Here is a 20,560-nt window from a genome sequence, read left to right on the forward strand (position 1 = left end):
GCCACCATAAGGCAACGAGGGCTCTTTATTTAGAGCCGGCGCTCTGCAGCGTCGTATACCTCTTCGTCACGCCGGGCACCGACTGCGACGATTAACACCTGGATAGCTTTGCCATCGACCCGATAAACGATACGCGTGTCGCCTGTCCGAATCCTTCTACATCCTGCAAGGCTGACTCTTAGCGGCTTACCGCTCTTGTCCGGCTCGCCGTTGATAATCCGCTCTTCGATGACATCAAGAATACGGTTTGCTGCTACAGCCCCCAGTAGGTCCAGATCCTTCTGGACCTCTGGATGATAGATAACGCCCCAAACCATCCACAGCTCCTTTAGTCTTTCTTCGCGTACCGAGCCCGCATATCGTCGTGACTGACTGCCTTCGACTGATTAAAACCGCTCAGTCGCTCTCGGGCAGCAGCTTCAATTCGTAAGTTATCAAGCTCGTCGAGCATTTCCTGGTACGCATCGACGTTGATAATGACCGCTGCCGGTTGATTGTCCTTAAAGATGACCAGCCTCTCGGTAGCGCGGCTAGAGATTTCTTTAAGCCTCGCACTGAATCCCCTGACCATAGCGGTCACCGATATCGCCTGGTCAGCACGCTCTAATAATGCCGTCATACTTACCTCTCTACACGATCATGCAAATTCGAACACACAGTTCTACGCAGAGTATTGCGTCGAATTTGACGTACAGCAAGCTACAAAAACGCGAATCTACTGAACAGCGTACTTATGCGAAAAAATAGCAACACAGCCTTACGAGTCAGCCAATTGACACGCGCCATACAAAAAAGCTGCAACTGTCCTCAGTCCCAGGACAAAGGACAGTTGCGAACCGAGGCCCAATGAAGAATCAAGCGGTACTTTTGCTGTTCAAACTGATCTGCCTGGAACAGGCAAGCTCAACTGTTTAGGAACTCCGCCAACCTATAAAATCTCTCGCCACTCAGTTTCGTTCGCTGAAAGCTGTCGCAATATCAGATGACGCCAGCCGAGCTTGTAGGCAAACTCCGAGAATTGCGTAGTGGGTGCGTTTGGGCACTTTGCTGCCTTGTTGGCTTTCTCTTCGACGGGATACTCTCCGGACGTCGCTGCAAATGCAGCGATCGGGTGTGGTAACCCGGCGAAACCAGCGCAACAGCGCAGTCATTACGAATACAGGCAGTTTCTTGTGTTTGTCATCACGATATGGCGGCTGTGCGTGGGACGTCTTCGGACGTGCCGGTTTCCTTGGTTCCCGGTTTACCACCCTGCGTACAGCTGCCACCCTTTCGTGTGGTAACGAAAGCGGCAGCTCCTAGCCTTGAACCCAGGAGTTAAACCATGACCAAAACAAATCCGTCCACGCCTTCGGACCTGAAAACCATTGGCTTCACGCCATTGATCTACTGCCCAGACAAACCTCTGTTCCACGTCAGCGCCGGCGTCCCGATTGGCGACGCATTGGCACAAGCCTCCGACCTGCTGTCCCTCGCCAAATCATTTACCGAAGATGCCGCCTACGCCAAAGACAGACCGTCACGCCTGGGCTGCGCATTACCTGACGGCCATGAGCAAGGCTGTGATCGATGATGTGGTGAAAGTGCTGACACCGCGACCTGCCCGGACAAAGACCGAATCCGAAGCAGAGCGGCCTGAAAGCAACTAGACGCACCGAGACGAATACACCGCCCTCCTGTGGGAGCGAGCTTGCTCGCGATGAGGGACTAACCTTCACCATTGATGTTGACTGATAGGCCGCCATCTCGAGCAAGCTCGCTCCCACAGGGGATCTTCATTGCCTCCGGGACGAGACGCCAGACACAAAAAAGCCCCCGCTACCTCAACGGCAACGGGGGCTTTTTTGATGGGGCTTACATCTCGACCTGAGTACCCAGCTCAATCACCCGGTTCACCGGCAGCTTGAAGAAGCGCAGGTTGCCGTTGGCGTTCTTCAGCATGAAGGCGAACAGCGCCTCACGCCAGCGCGCCATGCCTTCGAGCTTGGAGGCGATGACCGTCTCGCGGCTGAGGAAGTAGGTGGTGCGCATCGGGCTGAAATCCAGCTCGTCGAGGTGGCACAGTTTCAGGGCTTGCGGCACGTCCGGCTCGTCGGTGAAGCCGAAGTGCAGGATCACCCGGAAGAACCCTTCGCCGTAGGAATCGACTTCAAAGCGTCGTTGCGCCGGTACCCGCGGGATGTCTTCGTACACCACGGTCAGCAGCACCACTTGCTCATGCAACACCTGGTTATGCAGCAGGTTGTGCAACAAGGCGTGGGGCACAGCGTCCGGGCGCGCGGTCAGGAACACGGCAGTGCCCTGGACCCGATGCGGCGGCTGCACACGGATACTGCTGATGAAGATCGGCAGCGGCAGGCCGCCCTCGTCCAGTCGATCCACCAGCAACTCTTTACCGCGCTTCCAGGTGGTCATGAGGATAAACAGCACGATCCCCGCCAGCACCGGAAAGGCACCGCCCTGAATGATTTTCGGCACGTTGGCGGCGAAGTACAGCCCGTCCACCAGCACGAAGCCAATCAGAATCGGCACCGCCAGTATCGGTGGCCATTTCCATAGCAGCAACATCACCGCCGACACCAGAATACTGGTGATCAACATGGTCCCGGTCACTGCTACACCGTAGGCCGAAGCCAGGGCGCTTGAAGATTCAAAGCCAATGACCAGCAGGATCACCCCGACCATCAGCGCCCAGTTCACCGCGCCAATGTAAATCTGCCCCTGCTCGGCACTGGAAGTGTGCTGAATGTGCATGCGCGGGATGTAACCCAACTGGATCGCCTGGCGGGTCAGCGAGAACGCGCCGGAAATCACCGCTTGCGAAGCGATCACCGTGGCCAGCGTCGACAACACCACCAGCGGAATCAACGCCCAGTTCGGCGCCAACAGGTAGAACGGGTTACGCGCCGCTTCCGGATCACCCAGCAGCAAGGCGCCCTGACCGAAGTAGTTCAGCACCAGCGCCGGCAGCACCAAGGCGAACCAGGCACGGGCGATCGGTTTACGACCGAAGTGGCCCATGTCTGCGTACAAGGCCTCGGCACCGGTCAGCGCCAGCACCACGGCGCCGAGAATCGCCAAACCCATGCCTGGATGCACCGTGAAGAACCGCACGCCCCAGACTGGATTCAGTGCATTGAGGACTTCTGGATGCTTCAGGATGCCGCTGACACCGAGCCCGCCCAGCACCACAAACCACAACACCATGACCGGGCCGAACAACTTGCCGATGCGATCTGTACCGTGCTTCTGGATCAGGAACAGTGCCACCAGCACCACCAGCGATAACGGCACGACCCAGCGTTCCAGTCCATCGAACGCCAATTCGAGACCTTCCACCGCCGACAACACGGAGATCGCCGGGGTGATCATGCTGTCGCCATAAAACAGCGCTGCGCCGATCAGCCCCAGAATCACCAACACCGCACGCAGTCTCGGATAAGGCGAAGCCGCACGACGAGCCAGAGCGGTCAGCGCCATAATCCCGCCTTCCCCCTGGTTGTCGGCGCGCAGAATAAAGAGCACGTACTTGATCGAAACGACCCAGATCAACGACCAGAAGATCAGCGCCAGAATGCCGAAGACCCCGTCATGGTTGACCGGCACACCGTAATGCCCAGAGAAAACCTCTTTAAGGGTGTACAGCGGGCTTGTGCCGATATCGCCGTAAACCACCCCGACCGCCGCAACCAGCATGCCGATCGGTTTTGCTGTCGAATGCTCGCCGCCCGCTGCCTGACTACTTGCCTGCCCCATCCAAAACTCCTACTACTCAGACCCGGACTTCTTATAAGAAGCACTATGCTTTGCCGTGCAGCATGCGCTGTTTTACGTAAGGTTACAGACGATTTGTTGACTGTAAAAATTCGGTAAAGCGTAACGGCGCGAAGCATAGCGCAGCACTCGTCGCATTTCCCTCATAATGCTGGTCAAGTGCGCGTCTCATCGCTAGAATTGCGCACTTTTTGATCAGAGGCGCACAAAACGTCCTGTCTCGCGACTCACTGCTGCTTTTTGACGACGTCAAAAACAGCGTATTCACGAGACAGGACGTAAGCGCCCGTTCGTCGCCTTGCCGATCACGGCTGGAGGCGTCACAAATACCGAGGTTAGACATGTCCACCACTCCTGCGCCGGCCAATCCAAAGGTTGGCTTCGTATCCCTGGGTTGCCCCAAAGCACTGGTCGACTCCGAGCGCATCCTTACCCAGTTGCGCATGGAAGGCTATGACGTTGTGTCCACTTACGAGGACGCCGACGTCGTGGTGGTCAACACCTGCGGCTTCATCGACTCGGCCAAGGCTGAATCCCTGGAAGTAATCGGCGAAGCCATCAAGGAAAACGGCAAGGTCATCGTGACCGGCTGCATGGGCGTCGAAGAAGGCAACATTCGCAAAGTACACCCAAGCGTGCTGGCCGTGACCGGTCCGCAGCAGTACGAGCAAGTGGTCAACGCCGTGCACGACGCCGTGCCGCCGCGCCAGGATCACAACCCGCTGATCGACCTGGTGCCGCCGCAAGGCATCAAGCTGACCCCGCGCCATTACGCGTACCTGAAGATTTCCGAAGGCTGCAACCACAGCTGCAGCTTCTGCATCATCCCGTCGATGCGCGGCAAACTGGTCAGCCGTCCGGTCGGTGATGTGCTCGACGAGGCCCAGCGCCTGGTCAAGGCCGGCGTCAAAGAGCTGTTGGTGATCTCGCAAGACACCAGTGCCTATGGCGTCGACGTGAAGTACCGCACCGGTTTCTGGAACGGCGCGCCGGTCAAAACCCGCATGACCGAACTCTGCGAAGCCCTGAGCAGCCTTGGCGTCTGGGTTCGCTTGCACTACGTTTACCCGTACCCGCACGTTGACGAGCTGATCCCGTTGATGGCCGCCGGCAAGATCCTGCCGTACCTGGACATCCCGTTCCAGCACGCCAGCCCGAAAGTCCTGAAAGCCATGAAACGCCCGGCCTTCGAAGACAAGACCCTGGCACGAATCAAGAACTGGCGCGTGATCTGCCCGGACCTGATCATCCGTTCGACCTTCATCGTCGGCTTCCCCGGCGAAACCGAAGAAGACTTCCAGTACCTGCTGGACTGGCTGACCGAAGCGCAACTCGATCGCGTCGGCTGCTTCCAGTACTCGCCGGTCGAAGGCGCACCGGCCAACCTGCTGGACGCGGCTATCGTGCCGGACGACGTCAAGCAAGACCGTTGGGACCGCTTCATGGCGCACCAACAAGCCATCAGCTCGGCGCGCCTGCAACTGCGTGTCGGCCGTGAAATCGAAGTGCTGGTGGACGAAGTCGACGAGCAAGGCGCAGTCGGCCGCTGCTTCTTCGACGCCCCGGAAATCGACGGCAACGTGTTCATCGACAACGGCAGCAACTTGAAGCCTGGCGACAAAGTCTGGTGCAAAGTGACCGACGCCGACGAATACGACCTGTGGGCTGAACAGATCTAAACGCAAAAAATACGAAAAGCCCCGCTCTCTTGACGAGATGCGGGGCTTTTTTACGTCTATCGTTTTGTGGAGAAAGGACTCGCATCATTCACAAAACGAGGGGCATCGGGCCATGCGCCGACATTCGGTCATCCACACACCGAAACAGAGCGACTACGAAGAACTCACCCGGGTCTGGGAGGCCTCGGTGCGCGCCACCCACGACTTTTTGCCGGACAGCTACATCGAACTGCTGAAGAACATGGTGCTGACCCGCTACCTCGACGCGGTGATGCTGGTCTGCACCAAAGATTCGCGCCAGCGCATCACCGGGTTCGCGGGTGTCGCAGCGGGCAAGGTCGAAATGCTCTTCATTGATCCGGCCCATCGCGGCCAAGGGCTGGGCAAGCAACTGCTGCGCTATGCCCTGGAACACCTGAACGCCGATGAACTGGACGTCAACGAACAGAACCCGCAAGCCCTGGGGTTTTACTTCAAGCAGGGTTTCGAGGTGATTGGCCGCTCGGAAGTCGATGGTATGGGCCAGCCTTATCCGCTGTTGCACATGCGTATGCGCCAAAATCAACAACTGGCGCGCAATGGCTGAACACAAAACAGTGTGGGAGCGAGCTTGCTCCGGGCGGCGTTCCGACGAATGCGGTGTGTCATTCAACAGATGTTTTGACTGATCTACCGCTTTCGCGAGCAAGCCCGCTCCCACAAAAAGCCATATGGCGCAAATGGAGCCGGGATTAACCGGCGCCCAGCAGGTACAATGCCCACCCCCTTTTTGTTACGGCCCTGTCATGACTGACCCGATTCGTCTCTCCAAACGCCTCATCGAACTCGTCGGCTGTTCCCGTCGGGAGGCTGAGCTGTTCATCGAGGGCGGCTGGGTCACCGTGGACGGCGAAGTCATCGACGAGCCGCAGTTCAAGGTCGAGAACCAGAAAGTCGAGCTCGATCCGCAGGCCCAGGCCACTGCGCCGGAGCCGGTGACGATTCTGCTGAACGTGCCCGTGGGCGTGGATGCGGAAACGGCGATGGCAACCATCAGCGCCGAGACCCTGAGCGAAGAACACCGCTTCAGCAAACGTCCGCTCAAGGGCCACTTCCTGCGCCTGACCGCCAGCACCGACCTGCAGGCCAACGCCAGCGGTCTTCTGGTGTTCACCCAGGACTGGAAGATCCTGCGCAAGCTCACCGCCGATTCCGCGAAAATCGAACAAGAGTATGTGGTCGAAGTTGAAGGCGAGATGGTGGCTCACGGCCTCAATCGCCTGAACCATGGCCTGACTTACAAGGGCAAGGAACTGCCGCCGGTCAAGGCCAGTTGGCAGAACGAAAACCGTCTGCGCTTTGCGATGAAGAACCCACAACCGGGCGTCATTGCCCTGTTCTGCCAGGCCGTTGGTCTGAAGGTCGTCGCCATCCGCCGCATCCGCATCGGCGGCGTGTCCATCGGCAAAGTGCCGCTGGGGCAATGGCGCTACCTGTCCGGCAAAGAGAAGTTCTAAGACTTTCCCCGCCGCCCTACATCTCGGCGCCGCTGTTTATGCGGCGCCCACTGCCGAATATCAGGATTGCACACCATGATTCACAACGACGTACTGCGCAGCGTGCGCTACATGCTCGACATCAGCGACAAGAAAGTCATCGAGATCATCAAGACCGGCGGCATGGACGTGTCCATGGAAGACCTGCTGACCTACCTCGATAAAAAAGAGGAAGACGAGGAAGGCTTCGTACGCTGCCCGGACGACGTCATGGCGCATTTCCTCGATGGTTTGGTGATCTTCAAGCGTGGCAAGGACGAAAGCCGTCCGCCGCAGCCGATCGAAACGCCGGTGACCAACAACATCATCCTGAAGAAACTGCGCGTGGCCTTCGAACTGAAAGAAGACGACATGCACGCGATCCTCAAGGCCTCCGAGTTCCCGGTGTCCAAGCCTGAGCTGAGCGCGCTGTTCCGCAAATTTGGCCACACCAACTACCGCACCTGTGGCGACCAGTTGCTGCGCAACTTCCTCAAGGGCCTGACCCTGCGCGTTCGTCCGCAGTAATCGGCGCGGCCCCTGTAGGAGCTGCCGCAGGCTGCGATCTTTTGATCTGGACCTTAAAAATCAAAGTCAAAAGATCGCAGCCTGCGGCAGCTCCTACACGGATGGTGGCGGTTCAGGGCTTAGCCGTATGGCCCCCCATTCCTCGCAAAAATAGTGGCTCCGCTTTTGGCGGCTGACGGCTAGGGTGTATTGACCCTCCGCACTCAGGATTCGCCATGCACCCCTACTTTTCCCTGCAAGGCCGCACCGCCCTGGTGACCGGCGGCACCCGTGGTATCGGCAAAATGATCGCCAAGGCTTATGTCGAGGCCGGCGCCACGGTGTACGTCTGCGCGCGGGATGCCGAGGCCTGCCTGCAAACGGCCGAGGAGCTGAGCGCGTTTGGTCGCTGCCACGGCTTGGCGGCCAACCTGGCCACCGAAGAAGGCGTGCTGCAACTGGCTACGCGGCTGGGCGAGCAGATCACCCATCTCGACATTCTGGTCAACAACGCCGGCACCACGTGGGGCGCGCCGCTGGAAAGCTACCCGATCAAGGGTTGGGAGAAGGTCATGCAACTGAATGTGACCTCGGTGTTCAACTGCATCCAGCAGTTTCTGCCGCTGCTGCGCAAGGGCGGATCGGCGGCGAATCCGGCGCGGATCATCAACATTGGGTCGGTGGCAGGGATTTCTTCCTTCGGTGAACAGGCTTATGCCTACGGGCCGAGCAAGGCGGCCCTGCATCAACTGTCGAGGATTCTGGCGCGGGAACTGGTCAGCCAGCACATCAACGTCAACGTGATCGCGCCGGGACGTTTCCCGAGCAAGATGACCCAGCACATTGGCAGTGATGAGAAAGCATTGGCGGAGGATACGGCGTTGATTCCGATGAAGCGCTGGGGCCGGGAGGAAGAGATGGCGGCGCTGGCGATCAGTTTGGCGAGTACGGCTGGGGCGTATATGACCGGGAATATTATTCCGCTGGATGGTGGGTTTAGTCTCTAGATCGGCGGCGCGGCCTTCGCGAGCAAGCTCGCTCCCACAATTGATCCGGGGTGGTCACAAATTTTGTGAACCCAGCAGGTCCCCTGTGGGAGCGAGCTTGCTCGCGATGACGGACTGACAGGCGCCACCGAACCTGAGGGCGATCGGGTTATCATGCCCGCCTCCTACCCCGCTTCGACCCCAGACCATGACCTACAGCGTTTCCCCCATCGGCTTCGTGCGCTCCTGCTTCAAGGAGAAATTCGCCATCCCGCGCCAACCGCAACTGGCCCCGGCCGCTCGCGGTGTGTTGGAGCTGGTGGCGCCGTTCGATCAAGGCGATGCGGTGCAAGGGCTGGAGCAGGTCAGCCATGTCTGGCTGCTGTTCCTGTTCCATCAGGCCCTGGAAGAAAAGCCACGACTCAAAGTCCGCCCTCCTCGCCTCGGCGGTAATAAATCCATGGGCGTGTTCGCCACTCGTGCGACGCATCGGCCCAACGGGATCGGCCAGTCAGTGGTCAAACTGGACAAGGTTGAAGCCAATCGGCTGTGGATTTCCGGGATCGACTTGCTCGACGGCACGCCGATTCTCGACATCAAACCCTACGTGCCTTACGCCGACATCATCGACACGGCGTCCAATAGCATCGCCAGCGCCGCGCCGCAGCTGATTCCCGTGCAGTGGACGGATTCGGCGCTGCAACAGGCTCACGCACATGCTCAGCGCCTTGACGAGCCGTTAGTGGCGCTGATTGAGCAATGCCTGGCACAAGACCCACGTCCGGCGTACCAGATTCCTACGCCGGAAAGGGAATATGGCGCACAGTTCTGGGATCTGGATGTGCGCTGGCATTACCCGGAGGCCGGGGTGATCCGAGTCCTCGAAGTCATCCCGGTTCCCAACACGTAGGAGCAGCCTCGTTTCACTCGTCAGCTCCTACGGAGGATTGTGTCAGGCATAAAAAAGCCCCCATCGCCTGCACAGGCAATGGGGGCTTTTCAGTGATGCGGTGTGCTTACTTCTCGACGAACGCACGCTCGATCAGGTAGTCACCCGGCTCGCGCATCCGCGGCGAAACTTTCAGGCCGAAGCTGTTCAGCACTTCGCTGGTTTCGTCGAGCATGCTCGGGCTGCCGCACAGCATGGCGCGGTCGTCCTGCGGGTTGATCGGTGGCAGACCGATATCGCTGAACAGCTTGCCGCTGCGCATCAGGTCGGTCAGGCGACCTTCGTTCTCAAACGGCTCGCGGGTCACGGTTGGGTAGTAGATCAACTTGTCACGCAGGGCTTCGCCGAAGAATTCGTTCTGCGGCAGGTGCTCGGTGATGAATTCGCGGTAAGCGACTTCGTTGACGTAACGTACGCCGTGGCACAGGATCACTTTTTCGAAACGCTCGTAGGTTTCCGGGTCCTGAATGACGCTCATGAACGGCGCCAGACCAGTACCGGTGCTGAGCAGGTACAAATGTTTGCCAGGCTTCAAGTCATCCAGCACCAGCGTGCCGGTAGGCTTCTTGCTGATGATGATCTCGTCGCCTTCCTTCAGATGCTGCAACTGCGAAGTCAGCGGACCATCAGGCACCTTGATGCTGAAGAACTCGAGATGCTCTTCCCAGTTCGGGCTGGCAATCGAGTAAGCGCGCATAAGCGGGCGGCCGTTGGGCTGTTGCAGGCCGATCATCACGAACTGACCGTTCTCGAAGCGCAGGCCCGGGTCGCGGGTGCACTTGAAGCTGAACAGAGTGTCGTTCCAGTGATGAACACTGAGGACACGCTCGTGGTTCATGTTGCTCATGTACGTCGGACTCCTGGAGATTGGTCTGCGCGTGCTCTGCGCCTGCTCCACAAAAAAGAGCGGCTGCGCGCAATTGCATCGCATTCTAATGGCAGCCACAATATCTGTTAACTGGATTATTAAGATAAGGGTTATCGGTTATATCGATATGCGATTTACTCTGCGTCAACTTCAAGTCTTCGTCGCCGTCGCTCAGCAGGAAAGCGTGTCCCGTGCTGCGGGCCTGCTCAACCTCTCGCAGTCGGCGGCAAGCACCTCGATCACCGAGCTAGAGCGCCAGTGCAGCTGTCAGTTGTTCGACCGCGCCGGCAAACGGCTGAGCCTCAACGCCCTCGGCAAACAGCTGCTGCCCCAAGCGGTGGCCCTGCTCGACCAGGCCAAGGAAATCGAAGACCTGCTTAACGGCAAGTCCGGTTTCGGCTCGCTAGCGGTCGGCGCGACCCTGACGATCGGCAATTACCTGGCGACGTTGCTGATCGGCAGCTTCATGCAGCGCCATCCGGAAAGCCAAGTGAAGCTGCATGTGCAGAACACTGCCAACATCGTGCAACAAGTCGCCCACTATGAAATTGATCTGGGTCTAATCGAAGGCGACTGCAGCCACCCCGACATCGAAGTGCAAAGCTGGGTCGAAGATGAGTTGGTGGTGTTCTGCGCCCCCCAGCATCCGCTGGCCAAACGCGGCACGGCGAGCATGGAAGAGCTGACCCATGAGGCCTGGATCCTGCGCGAACAAGGCTCGGGGACGCGACTGACTTTTGACCAGGCCATGCGTCACCATCGCAGCGCGCTGAACATTCGCCTGGAGCTAGAACACACCGAAGCGATCAAACGCGCGGTGGAGTCAGGCTTGGGGATTGGCTGTATTTCGCGGCTGGCGCTGCGGGATGCCTTTCGACGCGGCAGTTTGGTCGCGGTGGAGACACCGGATCTCGACCTGGCGCGGCAGTTCTATTTCATCTGGCACAAACAGAAATATCAGACATCGGCGATGCGCGAATTCCTCGATCTGTGCCGCGCCTTCACCGCCGGGGTTCAGCGCAGCGACGAGATCGTGCTGCCCACCATCGCTTAAAGCAGAATCACCGCCCACACCAGCGCAATCATGCTCAACGCCACGAATTGCGCGGCGCTGCCCATGTCCTTGGCGTTCTTGGACAGTGGGTGCAATTCAAGGGAAATGCGGTCGATGGCCGCTTCTACCGCCGAATTGAGCAACTCGACGATCAGGGCCAGCAGACAGACGGCGATCAACAACGCCTGTTCGACGCGGCTGACGTTCAGGAAGAACGAAATCGGAATCAGGATGACGTTGAGCAACACCAACTGACGAAAAGCCGCTTCGCCAGTGAAGGCGGCGCGCAGGCCATCCAGCGAGTAACCGGAGGCGTTAAGGATGCGTTTTAGGCCGGTCTGGCCTTTAAAAGGTGACATATCGTGGGCAACTGAACCAAAAAGGAGTGGGAAAGCTAGAGTAACGAAAGTCAAAAAAGCGTGAATAGGCCACGTCTTAGTGACTCGAAATTGACTCAAGTTGTTGCAAGAGTAACGCTGCCTGGGTCCGGGTCCGCACATTCAACTTGCGGAAAATCGCCGTCACGTGAGCCTTGATCGTCGCTTCGGAAACGCTCAGCTCGTAGGCAATCTGTTTGTTCAGCAAGCCTTCACAGACCATGGTCAACACCCGGAACTGTTGGGGCGTCAGGCTCGCAAGCCCTTCGCTGGCAGCCTTTGCCTCCGCCGAGACGATGACGGCTTCGAACGCCTGGGGCGGCCAGAAGACATCGCCATCCAGTACCGCACGCACGGCTTTTTGAATAACGCTCAGGTCGCTCGACTTGGGAATGAAACCGCTGGCGCCAAACTCACGAGACTTGACCATGATCGAGGCTTCTTCCTGGGCCGAGACCATCACCACCGGAATCTGCGGGTACTGACCGCGCAACAGCACCAGCCCGGAAAAACCGTAGGCCCCCGGCATGTTCAGGTCCAGTAGCACCAGGTCCCAGTCGGCCTTTTCGTCCAGGCGGGTTTCCAGCTCGGCAATGCTCGCCACTTCCACCAGACGGACATCCGGGCCCAGGCCCAGGGTCAACGCTTGATGCAGGGCACTACGAAAAAGAGGATGGTCATCGGCAATCAGGATTTCGTATGTGGCCATTTTTCAAATGATCCTGTTTTTTATGGGACGCCTGATGCATTCAGGCCTCGCCAAAACAACTCGAGGTACAGCCACGGAGCTGCACCAACAGGGCACGTTCAACGCCAATCACGTGGCTATCACGTAAAGAATACGGCGTATCAAACCTTGGCCGCGCCCTAATCGGCGCCAAGCATGCCCAGCGAAGCCGGGGTGGTCAAGTTGCGTGGCCCGCCCCGCTGTTTGCAGTATGGGCGACTCTCAGCACATCACCGGCGCCGCGCCTTGAACGAAGGGCATCAGTTCCGCGTGGGCCGGGGTTGAAACGTTCATATCCAGCTGACGCTTGGCGTCCAGGTAATGTTGGCTGAACACATCGAAGTAAGCGTCCAGTGCCGATGCCGCGTCGTTATCCCCCGCCAGATCCAGGCACAGCGCCGCCACTTCGGCGGTGCACAGATGCTCGCTGCGGGTCGAGCGACGCAAGCGGTAGCGGGAGAGTTTTTCGGGCAGCAGGCTGAGGATCGGCAACCGGTCAAAGTAAGGGCTCTTGCGGAAGATCTTCCGCGCTTCAGTCCACGTCGCGTCCAGCAGAATAAACAGCGGCCGCTTGGCGCTATCGGTGTCGACCGTATTCGTTACCCGCTCAGGCTCGACATATTCGCCCGGAAACACCAGGTAAGGCTGCCATTGCGGGTCGGCGAGCAGATCCAACAGTTGCTGATCGACTTCGGTACGCGACCAGATGAACGCATGGTTGTCGCGCACCACATCAGCGATCAGCCAGCCGGTGTTGCTCGGTTTGAACACTTCCTTGTTGGTCATGATCAGGCACACGCCGGAGCGGGTTTCAACCTGCGGACGCCAGGCGCACAGGCAATGGCTCTCGATCACCCGGCAGGCGCGGCAACGGGTGGCGCGCCAGCCACGGGCCTGAATCGGCTTGATGCCGGCCTCTTCACGCTCATCGCGCAAACGGGCGACGGCGTTTACCGCAAACTCAGCAGGGACGGAATTCATCGCAGGCAACGCCGACAGGTAAGAAAAATCGACACAAAAAGCACTCGGCAAGGCAGAAAAGTGCAGGCAGTTTACCAGAGCGGCCGGTGCAAGCCTGTACCGTCCGGGCCTGCTCCCCTATAATTCGCCGCCACTGAACGCACAGTCATGTGGCTGGTCGAAACCACCAGTCACTGAACCAGGAGAGTTTCATGCTGCGCCTTATCGTTCCCACCGCTGCCATTTTGCTGGCGTCGTCCTTCAGCGCTCAGGCTGCTTCCTTAAGTGAGCAGAATCTCAACAGAGAGCTGCGAAACGTCGCCGCACAAAGCAGCGCCGGCACGCCACGGGCGATCAACGAAGACATTCTTGATCAGGGCTACACCGTCGAAGGCAATGTACTGATCAACCACTTGAGCGTGCAAAGCAGCCATGCCGACCAGATGCGTGCCGATCCAAAAGCTGTGTATTTCCAGCTGGGTGCCTCTGTCTGCAATAACCCATCGTTCCGCAAACTGATGGCCAAAGGCGCGGTCATGCGTTACGACTTCACCGAGGTGAAGACCAACCGCTCGGTCGGCTCCGCCAGCTATCAGGAATCTGATTGCCCGAAAGCCACACCTGCGAAGAAGAAGTAACTATCGAGCATTAGCGCGCCGCTGTTCATCTTCGGCGCGCAGTTCTGCCAGCAAGGCCTGCAAATACCGCGAACGGCGCTCGCCGCCGCCCAGACGCCGGCAGCACTCCTCCTCAAGACTCAAATGATTGGCCTCGGCTGACGATTTCAACAATCGATACAGTTGCGCATCGATATCCAGAGTCACTCTGGCCATGATTTCCCGCCTCCCTGCACACTCAAATCCCTGAACTGCGCGAACCTTGCGTACTGCCATTGACGCAAAGTTGTCGTGTCACGCCTGTAACTTAGTAAATCAGAGCCGCAGCTACCGGGCTTGCCTTCAGACGAGCGGTGAAACTACGTTGCGAATCGTCAATAAGCGGTTGCCAGGAAAGACTTTGCGGCGCAATGATCAAGTCAGCGCAAATCACCGCGAAGGTCTAGATTCAGATAGTCATGTTCACTTTTCAGGGCCGCAAAGGGGCCGCCCATTACGCGTCTTGTTGTGCGAATGTTTCTTTCATCCAAGGGAAAAACAGAGCCTGTATGGATGACTCGATTGCAACTCGGGTCAGGTGGAACGCCCAGGCAAGGGCTTGGGCAGACAGCGACACACGGAGTGTCGCGGCGACGACTGTTTTGTCGGAGCCAAGGGTTCTGTGCATAAGGAGAAGTTGAATGCCTTACCAACCGAATGACCTCCTCAGCCGTCATTTCGAAGAAAGCGGCCACGACCTCACCAGCAAGGTCGAAGAGCAACTCAACCTGGTTTCACCCAACAGCCCCAACATCCCGATTTACCGCGACATGATCCTGACCGTGCTGCGCATGGCCCAGGAAGATCACAACCGCTGGAACGCCAAGATCACCCTGCAAGCCCTGCGCGAACTGGAGCATGCTTTCCGTGTGCTGGAACAGTTCAAAGGGCGGCGCAAAGTCACTGTGTTCGGCTCTGCCCGCACACCGATCGAACACCCGTTGTATGGCATGGCCCGAGAGCTCGGCGCCGCGTTGGCGCGCTCGGACCTGATGGTCATTACCGGTGCCGGCGGCGGCATCATGGCGGCAGCCCATGAAGGCGCCGGCCTGGAACACAGCCTGGGGTTCAACATCACGCTGCCCTTCGAGCAGCATGCCAACCCTACTGTCCAGGGCACCACCAACCTGCTGTCCTTCCACTTCTTTTTTACCCGCAAGCTGTTCTTCGTCAAGGAAGCCGACGCGCTGGTCCTGTGCCCGGGCGGTTTCGGTACGCTGGACGAAGCACTGGAAGTGCTGACCCTGATCCAGACCGGCAAAAGCCCACTAGTACCAGTGGTGTTGCTGGATACGCCGGGTGGCAAGTTCTGGCAAGGCGCACTGGACTTCATCCACCATCAACTGGAGGAGAATCGCTACATCCTGCCCACCGACATGAAGCTGGTGAGCCTGGTCTACAGCGCCGAAGAGGCGGTGGAGCAGATCAACCAGTTCTACAGCAACTTCCACTCCAGCCGCTGGCTCAAGCATCAATTTGTGATTCGCATGAATCACAAGCTCAGCGACGGAGCGCTCGAACACATGCAGACGGCATTCGCCGACCTGTGCCTGAGCGACCACTTCCATCAGCATACCTACGCCGGTGAGGAGCACGATGAGCCGCAGTTCAGCCATCTAGTGCGACTGGCCTTCACCTTCAACGCCCGTGATCATGGGCGCTTGCGGGAGTTGGTGGACTTTATCAACCTGCCGGAAAACTGGGCGCAGCCCAAACCCCAGGCGCAGCAGCGCACTCGGGAACCGTCCAAAGTGACCTAAATAAAAGGCAAAAAAAACGGCCCGCTATCGAAATAGCGGGCCGTTTTTATTTAATCGTCCATTCCTCGACCGCTGAACAAGCGGTTGATCATCTCCATGGAAAAACCCCGATAAGCCAGGAAGCGCCCTTGCTTGGCACGCTCGCGCATGTCTATCGGTAAGTGCCCGGCAAACTTGCGCCGCCAGGTGTCTTCCAGTTGTTCGTGCCAGTTGATACCGCTTTCGCGCAAGGCAAGCTCGATATCGGTACGTTGCAGGCCGTGCTGGCCCAGCTCTTCACGAATGCGCAAAGGGCCGTAACCGGAACGGGCACGGTAGGAAACGAAGCTTTCGAGGTAACGGGATTCGGACAGCAGCCCTTCTTCCGTCAGCCGGTCGAGTGCTGTGTCGATCATTTCAGGGAGAGCGCCGCGCTGACGCAGTTTACGCGTCAGCTCGACTCGACCGTGCTCGCGTCGTGCGAGCAGGTCCATTGCGGTTCGCCGCACCGCGACGAGTGTATCGAGTACGGCGGTCATCGGATCAATCAGATATCAGCGTCAGCCAGGTCATCAGCAGTCTCTTTGACTGGCGATGCTTTGACGTCCGGCGCTGGAGTCAGCAGTTTGTCGCGCAATTGCTTCTCGAGCTTCGCGGCGATTTCCGGATTGTCTGCCAGGAACTTGGCCGAGTTGGCCTTGCCTTGACCGATCTTAGTGCCTTCATAGGCATACCAGGCACCGGATTTCTCGACGAAACCGTGCAGAACACCCAGGTCGATCATCTCACCGTTGAGGTAGATGCCTTTGCCGTAAAGAATCTGGAACTCGGCCTGACGGAACGGCGAAGCCACCTTGTTCTTCACAACCTTGACGCGGGTTTCGCTACCAACAACCTCGTCACCTTCTTTCACCGCACCAGTACGGCGGATGTCCAGACGAACCGAAGCGTAGAACTTCAGCGCGTTACCACCGGTGGTGGTTTCCGGGCTGCCGAACATCACGCCGATTTTCATACGGATCTGGTTGATGAAGATAACCAGGCAGTTGGCGTTCTTGATGTTACCGGTGATCTTACGCAGCGCCTGGGACATCAGACGGGCTTGCAGGCCCACGTGCATGTCGCCCATTTCGCCTTCGATCTCGGCCTTTGGCACCAGAGCGGCTACGGAGTCGACGATGATCACGTCAACCGCGTTGGAACGCACCAGCATGTCGGTGATTTCCAGTGCCTGCTCGCCGGTGTCCGGCTGGGAAACCAGCAGGTCGTCGACGTTGACGCCCAGCTTGCCGGCGTACTCAGGGTCGAGGGCGTGTTCGGCGTCGACGAATGCGCAGGTCGCGCCGGCTTTTTGAGCCTGGGCGATCACGGACAATGTCAGCGTGGTTTTACCGGAGGATTCAGGACCGTAGATTTCAACGATACGGCCTTTTGGCAAGCCGCCAATGCCGAGCGCGATGTCCAGACCCAGAGAGCCAGTGGAAATAGCCGGGATCGCCTGACGGTCCTGATCGCCCATACGCATTACGGCACCCTTGCCGAATTGACGTTCGATCTGACCCAGGGCCGCAGCCAAGGCTTTCTTCTTGTTGTCGTCCATTAAAGTCCTCACGTAATCAATAAGGCCTGACGGCCAACACCTGTATAAGTAGCCAGTATTATTCCACAGCGTTTCAGGATCGCCTACCCCTGATTTGAGATTTCTCCAGCGGCATGGCGCAGCAGCCCCTCTAGCGCGGCCTTCACCGTTTGTCGGCGGACCTCGTCGCGGTTGCCGGGGAAGTGCTGGACCTCGCTGAACACCTGTTCGCCGACGCCCCAGGCCAGCCAGACCGTGCCTACGGGTTTGCTCGCAGAACCGCCGTCCGGCCCCGCGATACCGCTGACTGCCACGGCAAATCGCGCATGGCTTTTGTCCTGCGCGCCCAGCACCATGGCCTCGACCACCTCGCGACTGACCGCCCCCGCCGTCGTAAACAACGCCTCGGGCACATTCAGTTGCAGGGTTTTCTGGCGGTTGGAGTACGTCACGTAACCGGCCTCGAACCACGCCGAACTCCCGGGGATGCGAGTGATCGCCTCGGCGATGCCGCCGCCGGTGCAAGACTCGGCGGTGGTGACGTGGGCATTGAGAACCTGCAGGCGTCTGCCAAGTTCCGCGGCGAGCTGGGTGATTTCTTTCACGGTCCACTCCTGATCAGCTGAATGGAACCACCGTACACGAGCAAACCGCGCTTGCAAGACGCAGAACCGATCAAAATGTTAGCGAACGATGGCTCTGATATAGGCCTGACAAGCCTGCAACGCAATCAATCCGTTATCTCCGGCGTCGGTGATGGCGACAATTCGTTGAGCATGCGCCGGGTCAAGTCGGGCTCGCGGGGCGCCATGATCCACGCCGCTGGCGCCGGAGGCGGCTGGCACTGCACTGCCTGAGGCAACGTCACGGGCATCGAGGAGGACTGACAACCGCACATCAGAAGTGGCAAGACGATCGCGCAGGCGACCTTGATCACGTTGGGCATCGCTAAGCGCTCGATAATGGGTTTGTTCACTGGCCGACAGCTGTTGCTCCAGGGCTTGGCGTTTGTCCTGAACCGCTTGTTGTTGCGTGGCGGCCGCCTGGGTTAGCTGGTTCAGCGTCTCGGCCTGCAACCTGGCCTGTTCCGCCAGTTGCCGACCATAGCGCCAGTCCTGAAAGTGCCAGGCCAGCGCCGCCGAGAAACCGGCCAACACAACGATGCCAATCACCCGCCAGGAAATCAGACCGAAGGCTGGCATAGCAACGCCCTCGCCCGTGCCCAGAGTTGCAGACGATCCTCGAGCCCGTTCAAGCCGCCGTTGATCCGGCGAGTGATGTTGTTGAACTGGTCACGGTCGGCCAACTCGTTCAAGCCGTTCTGTTCCCAGAACCACGCTGCCGATTCAGCGGCCCATTGCGGTTGTTCCAGCAGTTCAGGCAGCGACAGCAGGCGCTCATCGCCGAACAGGCCGAGGCTGCATTGCTGGTAGTTGTTACGCCCGGTGATCTGGATTAACCCACGGCCCCGGTATTTCTGGCCGTCACCGTCGGCTTCTGGCGTGTTGCCTAAACGTAGAGCCAGCGTGCCGGTGTCGTATTTGCTCAGGTATTGGTTGTTGCCCAGTTCTCGCACGTACTGCAACTGCCCGGACTCATGGCCAACTTGCGCGAGGAAAGCGGCGATGCGTTTGGGGGTGTTGATGTTGCGGTGGTTCATGGCGGTATTGAGGGCGGAAATGAAAACGCCCGCTTGGGAGCGGGCGTTGGGCATGATGTTTTGGAGTTGTTGCGTGGTGACATTCATACAATCGTCGCTTTATTCATTAAACGATGCGCTTCAAAAAAGCGAAGACGCCTTGATCGGATACTTTGGTTTCCAGTAGCGAATCTATTGGCAACGCTTCACCACCCGACGCCATCCATTCCAAATATTCCAGCCAGTCGCGATTGGCAGGGTCTTGAGGAATAAAAGCCGAGTCCGCAAGGCGAAAAACGCCATTAACCGTTAATTGGTAACTCATGTTTTAGGTCTCCTATAATTCTGCATCGGCGGTCCATTCAAGTTGCAATGTGTTCCCTGGCACACTGCCCACTGCAGTTACTGTGGCAAAGGACATACTCCGACTTGTAAGCCCCTGCAAGATGGTCCCTGTACAGGCTTTGCCAACTGCCTGGTTCCAGACCTGATTACTGTTATCTCCAGGAGAAAACATTACAACCGTTGCCTGGCCTCGTTTCTGAACCAAAAACGGGATATTCATCCCATATTGCCCACTATTTGCGACCGGAACCTGACTGAAGGTTGCCTGACAAGTATTTGTGCCATTATTCGCTTGAATCGAAATACCGGTACCGAATGATTTTTCGTAATAACGCTGGCAATTAATCAGCTGCTGGGAAATAGGCAGGTACTCAAAGGGTGTAGAAACAGCACCTTCTTCAAGTTGAATTTGCGCAAGATCTACAGTTTGGACAACGTTTAACGGCAAATCGAATGCCAGTCGAAGACAATCATTACTCACACCTCCCAGCATCTTCCCGGACAATGATGGAACCTGAAAAGTTGCGGTATACCGAGCCCACGATGTAGTGAGCTGAAAGCTACTAACCATATTCTCGACGGACGCCGAGCCGGCCGGCCCGAAGTATTGCAGGATAGACACTTTGAGCTGACGTGCGGCATCAGACTTGGCCCAAAACGTAACAGTGGCAACTTTACCAGCCAATGTTCTGACCGATTCAATATTTTGAGATACTTTGTGAATCGTTGCTCCCGAACCCGCAGTTACTTGTTGCCACCGAAGAAAGTATCGAGGCTCATTGGGAACTTCAGTTTGACCTAACGTAAAACTCTGCTGGGTAATGTTCACACCCGCATTGCCGTTCCAGTCACAACGAAAACGATCAGCGATATATCCCCCGGTGTTAGGCGCTATATTGGAGGGGCCGCGTTGCCAGATATCAAATCCCCCGTTGATCAACACATTCTTTCGATAAACCTGTGATGGGAAGCTCTGCATCGGGTCCGGCTTCGACAATTGCCGGATCGCCTGGGCCAGTTGATTGGTCTGCTCTTCATCCGGTTTCAAACCGGCCTCGGTAATGGCACTGAGAATTTCTTGAGTAACGCTGTTGCCCCAACTGGCCGGGATCAACGATCCCGGCTTTCCCGCAATCAGGTCTTCATCGACGAACTTACCGTTCACCAAGCCTGCACTGGGAATGCTTTTTGGATAGTCCAATTTGAA

At 58.0% G+C, this 20,560-nt stretch carries 24 protein-coding genes and 1 pseudogene; 10 read left to right on the top strand and 15 right to left on the bottom strand.

The features are described from left to right. Positions 1–29: 29 nt before the first annotated feature. Positions 30–317, bottom strand: coding sequence for a type II toxin-antitoxin system RelE family toxin (locus AC1MEW_RS31060; RefSeq protein WP_201256028.1), 288 nt, complete (start codon positions 315–317; stop codon positions 30–32). Positions 318–328: 11 nt separating this feature from the next. Then, a complete protein-coding gene (locus tag AC1MEW_RS31065; protein WP_201256029.1) occupies positions 329–619 on the bottom strand; it encodes a type II toxin-antitoxin system Phd/YefM family antitoxin in 291 nt (96 codons plus the stop codon). 705 nt (positions 620–1,324) lie between these two features. Here AC1MEW_RS31065 and AC1MEW_RS31070 point away from each other — a divergent pair. Further along, positions 1,325–1,649: pseudogene (locus AC1MEW_RS31070) on the top strand (DUF3077 domain-containing protein). A 205-nt stretch (positions 1,650–1,854) separates the two neighbouring features. Here the strand turns inward: AC1MEW_RS31070 and AC1MEW_RS31075 are convergent. Then, complete coding sequence (locus AC1MEW_RS31075; protein ID WP_201201203.1) at positions 1,855–3,756, bottom strand: potassium transporter Kup; 1,902 nt, start codon at positions 3,754–3,756, stop codon at positions 1,855–1,857. Positions 3,757–4,115: 359 nt separating this feature from the next. Between AC1MEW_RS31075 and rimO the strand changes: the two genes are divergently transcribed. The 6 genes from rimO (at position 4,116) to tsaA (ending at position 9,370) form a co-directional block, all read left to right on the top strand. After that, positions 4,116–5,453: a 30S ribosomal protein S12 methylthiotransferase RimO gene (gene rimO / locus AC1MEW_RS31080; RefSeq protein ID WP_201201202.1), complete on the top strand. Its 1,338-nt coding sequence runs from the start codon at positions 4,116–4,118 to the stop codon at positions 5,451–5,453. A 112-nt stretch (positions 5,454–5,565) separates the two neighbouring features. Then, positions 5,566–6,039 (top strand): acetyltransferase, encoded by a 474-nt coding sequence (locus AC1MEW_RS31085; RefSeq protein ID WP_201256030.1) that lies wholly within the window; start codon positions 5,566–5,568, stop codon positions 6,037–6,039. 199 nt (positions 6,040–6,238) lie between these two features. Continuing rightward, complete coding sequence (locus AC1MEW_RS31090; RefSeq protein WP_201201197.1) at positions 6,239–6,949, top strand: rRNA pseudouridine synthase; 711 nt, start codon at positions 6,239–6,241, stop codon at positions 6,947–6,949. Positions 6,950–7,024: 75 nt separating this feature from the next. Beyond that, the gene (locus tag AC1MEW_RS31095; RefSeq protein ID WP_201256031.1) at positions 7,025–7,495 is read left to right on the top strand and encodes a YehS family protein; all 471 of its coding nucleotides are present in this window, start codon (positions 7,025–7,027) and stop codon (positions 7,493–7,495) included. A gap of 215 nt (positions 7,496–7,710) precedes the next feature. Continuing rightward, a complete protein-coding gene (locus AC1MEW_RS31100) occupies positions 7,711–8,481 on the top strand; it encodes an SDR family oxidoreductase (protein ID WP_201201193.1) in 771 nt (256 codons plus the stop codon). 187 nt (positions 8,482–8,668) lie between these two features. After that, positions 8,669–9,370, top strand: coding sequence for a tRNA (N6-threonylcarbamoyladenosine(37)-N6)-methyltransferase TrmO (gene tsaA, locus AC1MEW_RS31105; protein ID WP_201201192.1), 702 nt, complete (start codon positions 8,669–8,671; stop codon positions 9,368–9,370). Positions 9,371–9,476: 106 nt separating this feature from the next. Here tsaA and fpr read toward each other — a convergent pair whose 3' ends face one another. Next, the gene (gene fpr / locus AC1MEW_RS31110; protein WP_003443014.1) at positions 9,477–10,256 is read right to left on the bottom strand and encodes a ferredoxin-NADP reductase; all 780 of its coding nucleotides are present in this window, start codon (positions 10,254–10,256) and stop codon (positions 9,477–9,479) included. 148 nt (positions 10,257–10,404) lie between these two features. On the opposite strand from fpr, the gene AC1MEW_RS31115 reads away from it, so the two are divergent. Continuing rightward, the gene (locus AC1MEW_RS31115) at positions 10,405–11,331 is read left to right on the top strand and encodes a LysR family transcriptional regulator (protein ID WP_201195435.1); all 927 of its coding nucleotides are present in this window, start codon (positions 10,405–10,407) and stop codon (positions 11,329–11,331) included. Here AC1MEW_RS31115 and AC1MEW_RS31120 read toward each other — a convergent pair. The 3 genes from AC1MEW_RS31120 to AC1MEW_RS31130 all read right to left on the bottom strand — a co-directional run bounded on the left by AC1MEW_RS31120 (position 11,328) and on the right by AC1MEW_RS31130 (position 13,416). Next, on the bottom strand, positions 11,328–11,690 hold the full coding sequence (locus AC1MEW_RS31120; RefSeq protein ID WP_046029258.1) for a diacylglycerol kinase: 363 nt from the start codon (positions 11,688–11,690) through the stop codon (positions 11,328–11,330). The two genes, AC1MEW_RS31115 and AC1MEW_RS31120, sit on opposite strands and share 4 nt — an antisense overlap. 76 nt (positions 11,691–11,766) lie before the next feature. Beyond that, a complete protein-coding gene (erdR, locus tag AC1MEW_RS31125) occupies positions 11,767–12,417 on the bottom strand; it encodes a response regulator transcription factor ErdR (protein WP_201201191.1) in 651 nt (216 codons plus the stop codon). 240 nt (positions 12,418–12,657) lie between these two features. Further along, positions 12,658–13,416: a tRNA-uridine aminocarboxypropyltransferase gene (locus AC1MEW_RS31130; RefSeq protein WP_322270699.1), complete on the bottom strand. Its 759-nt coding sequence runs from the start codon at positions 13,414–13,416 to the stop codon at positions 12,658–12,660. 191 nt (positions 13,417–13,607) lie between these two features. On the opposite strand from AC1MEW_RS31130, the gene AC1MEW_RS31135 reads away from it, so the two are divergent. Continuing rightward, positions 13,608–14,033: a PA3611 family quorum-sensing-regulated virulence factor gene (locus tag AC1MEW_RS31135; RefSeq protein ID WP_201201189.1), complete on the top strand. Its 426-nt coding sequence runs from the start codon at positions 13,608–13,610 to the stop codon at positions 14,031–14,033. On the opposite strand, the gene AC1MEW_RS31140 is transcribed toward AC1MEW_RS31135, so the two are convergent. Then, entirely contained in the window at positions 14,034–14,228 is a 195-nt protein-coding gene (locus tag AC1MEW_RS31140) for a hypothetical protein (RefSeq protein ID WP_480424746.1), read from the bottom strand. 464 nt (positions 14,229–14,692) lie between these two features. On the opposite strand from AC1MEW_RS31140, the gene AC1MEW_RS31145 reads away from it, so the two are divergent. Continuing rightward, the gene (locus AC1MEW_RS31145) at positions 14,693–15,811 is read left to right on the top strand and encodes an LOG family protein (RefSeq protein WP_480424748.1); all 1,119 of its coding nucleotides are present in this window, start codon (positions 14,693–14,695) and stop codon (positions 15,809–15,811) included. A 50-nt stretch (positions 15,812–15,861) separates the two neighbouring features. Here the strand turns inward: AC1MEW_RS31145 and recX are convergent, their stop codons facing one another. The 7 genes from recX to AC1MEW_RS31180 all read right to left on the bottom strand — a co-directional run bounded on the left by recX (position 15,862) and on the right by AC1MEW_RS31180 (position 20,554). After that, complete coding sequence (gene recX / locus AC1MEW_RS31150; protein WP_480424749.1) at positions 15,862–16,329, bottom strand: recombination regulator RecX; 468 nt, start codon at positions 16,327–16,329, stop codon at positions 15,862–15,864. An 8-nt stretch (positions 16,330–16,337) separates the two neighbouring features. After that, the gene (recA, locus tag AC1MEW_RS31155) at positions 16,338–17,390 is read right to left on the bottom strand and encodes a recombinase RecA (RefSeq protein ID WP_007907270.1); all 1,053 of its coding nucleotides are present in this window, start codon (positions 17,388–17,390) and stop codon (positions 16,338–16,340) included. Between the two features lie 83 nt (positions 17,391–17,473). After that, positions 17,474–17,974 carry a CinA family protein gene (locus AC1MEW_RS31160; protein ID WP_201201181.1) on the bottom strand — a complete coding sequence of 167 codons (501 nt, stop codon included), beginning with the start codon at positions 17,972–17,974 and terminating at the stop codon, positions 17,474–17,476. 78 nt (positions 17,975–18,052) lie between these two features. Next, positions 18,053–18,571 (bottom strand): lysis system i-spanin subunit Rz, encoded by a 519-nt coding sequence (locus AC1MEW_RS31165; RefSeq protein WP_480424751.1) that lies wholly within the window; start codon positions 18,569–18,571, stop codon positions 18,053–18,055. Beyond that, positions 18,553–19,116, bottom strand: coding sequence for a glycoside hydrolase family 19 protein (locus AC1MEW_RS31170; RefSeq protein ID WP_480424752.1), 564 nt, complete (start codon positions 19,114–19,116; stop codon positions 18,553–18,555). Before AC1MEW_RS31170 ends, AC1MEW_RS31165 begins: the two co-directional genes overlap by 19 nt. A gap of 19 nt (positions 19,117–19,135) precedes the next feature. Then, complete coding sequence (locus AC1MEW_RS31175; RefSeq protein WP_201256033.1) at positions 19,136–19,333, bottom strand: hypothetical protein; 198 nt, start codon at positions 19,331–19,333, stop codon at positions 19,136–19,138. Positions 19,334–19,345: 12 nt separating this feature from the next. Next, positions 19,346–20,554 (bottom strand): carbohydrate-binding protein CenC, encoded by a 1,209-nt coding sequence (locus AC1MEW_RS31180; RefSeq protein ID WP_480424753.1) that lies wholly within the window; start codon positions 20,552–20,554, stop codon positions 19,346–19,348. Positions 20,555–20,560: the final 6 nt, after the last annotated feature.

Source organism: Pseudomonas sp. ASL4 (assembly GCF_056680395.1).

What these genes read in the sequence shown, in the direction of transcription:
- recX (WP_480424749.1), bottom strand. Translation starts at nt 16,329, where the DNA reads ATGACCGCCGTACTCGATACACTCGTCGCGGTGCGGCGAACCGCAATG.
- AC1MEW_RS31175 (WP_201256033.1), bottom strand. Translation starts at nt 19,333, where the DNA reads ATGAGTTACCAATTAACGGTTAATGGCGTTTTTCGCCTTGCGGACTCG.
- fpr (WP_003443014.1), bottom strand. Translation starts at nt 10,256, where the DNA reads ATGAGCAACATGAACCACGAGCGTGTCCTCAGTGTTCATCACTGGAAC.
- recA (WP_007907270.1), bottom strand. Translation starts at nt 17,390, where the DNA reads ATGGACGACAACAAGAAGAAAGCCTTGGCTGCGGCCCTGGGTCAGATC.
- AC1MEW_RS31085 (WP_201256030.1), top strand. Translation starts at nt 5,566, where the DNA reads ATGCGCCGACATTCGGTCATCCACACACCGAAACAGAGCGACTACGAA.
- AC1MEW_RS31165 (WP_480424751.1), bottom strand. Translation starts at nt 18,571, where the DNA reads ATGCCAGCCTTCGGTCTGATTTCCTGGCGGGTGATTGGCATCGTTGTG.
- AC1MEW_RS31130 (WP_322270699.1), bottom strand. Translation starts at nt 13,416, where the DNA reads ATGAATTCCGTCCCTGCTGAGTTTGCGGTAAACGCCGTCGCCCGTTTG.
- AC1MEW_RS31060 (WP_201256028.1), bottom strand. Translation starts at nt 317, where the DNA reads ATGGTTTGGGGCGTTATCTATCATCCAGAGGTCCAGAAGGATCTGGAC.
- AC1MEW_RS31095 (WP_201256031.1), top strand. Translation starts at nt 7,025, where the DNA reads ATGATTCACAACGACGTACTGCGCAGCGTGCGCTACATGCTCGACATC.
- AC1MEW_RS31115 (WP_201195435.1), top strand. Translation starts at nt 10,405, where the DNA reads ATGCGATTTACTCTGCGTCAACTTCAAGTCTTCGTCGCCGTCGCTCAG.
- AC1MEW_RS31145 (WP_480424748.1), top strand. Translation starts at nt 14,693, where the DNA reads ATGCCTTACCAACCGAATGACCTCCTCAGCCGTCATTTCGAAGAAAGC.
- erdR (WP_201201191.1), bottom strand. Translation starts at nt 12,417, where the DNA reads ATGGCCACATACGAAATCCTGATTGCCGATGACCATCCTCTTTTTCGT.
- AC1MEW_RS31100 (WP_201201193.1), top strand. Translation starts at nt 7,711, where the DNA reads ATGCACCCCTACTTTTCCCTGCAAGGCCGCACCGCCCTGGTGACCGGC.
- rimO (WP_201201202.1), top strand. Translation starts at nt 4,116, where the DNA reads ATGTCCACCACTCCTGCGCCGGCCAATCCAAAGGTTGGCTTCGTATCC.
- AC1MEW_RS31065 (WP_201256029.1), bottom strand. Translation starts at nt 619, where the DNA reads ATGACGGCATTATTAGAGCGTGCTGACCAGGCGATATCGGTGACCGCT.
- tsaA (WP_201201192.1), top strand. Translation starts at nt 8,669, where the DNA reads ATGACCTACAGCGTTTCCCCCATCGGCTTCGTGCGCTCCTGCTTCAAG.
- AC1MEW_RS31090 (WP_201201197.1), top strand. Translation starts at nt 6,239, where the DNA reads ATGACTGACCCGATTCGTCTCTCCAAACGCCTCATCGAACTCGTCGGC.
- AC1MEW_RS31135 (WP_201201189.1), top strand. Translation starts at nt 13,608, where the DNA reads ATGCTGCGCCTTATCGTTCCCACCGCTGCCATTTTGCTGGCGTCGTCC.
- AC1MEW_RS31120 (WP_046029258.1), bottom strand. Translation starts at nt 11,690, where the DNA reads ATGTCACCTTTTAAAGGCCAGACCGGCCTAAAACGCATCCTTAACGCC.
- AC1MEW_RS31075 (WP_201201203.1), bottom strand. Translation starts at nt 3,756, where the DNA reads ATGGGGCAGGCAAGTAGTCAGGCAGCGGGCGGCGAGCATTCGACAGCA.
- AC1MEW_RS31140 (WP_480424746.1), bottom strand. Translation starts at nt 14,228, where the DNA reads ATGGCCAGAGTGACTCTGGATATCGATGCGCAACTGTATCGATTGTTG.
- AC1MEW_RS31170 (WP_480424752.1), bottom strand. Translation starts at nt 19,116, where the DNA reads ATGAATGTCACCACGCAACAACTCCAAAACATCATGCCCAACGCCCGC.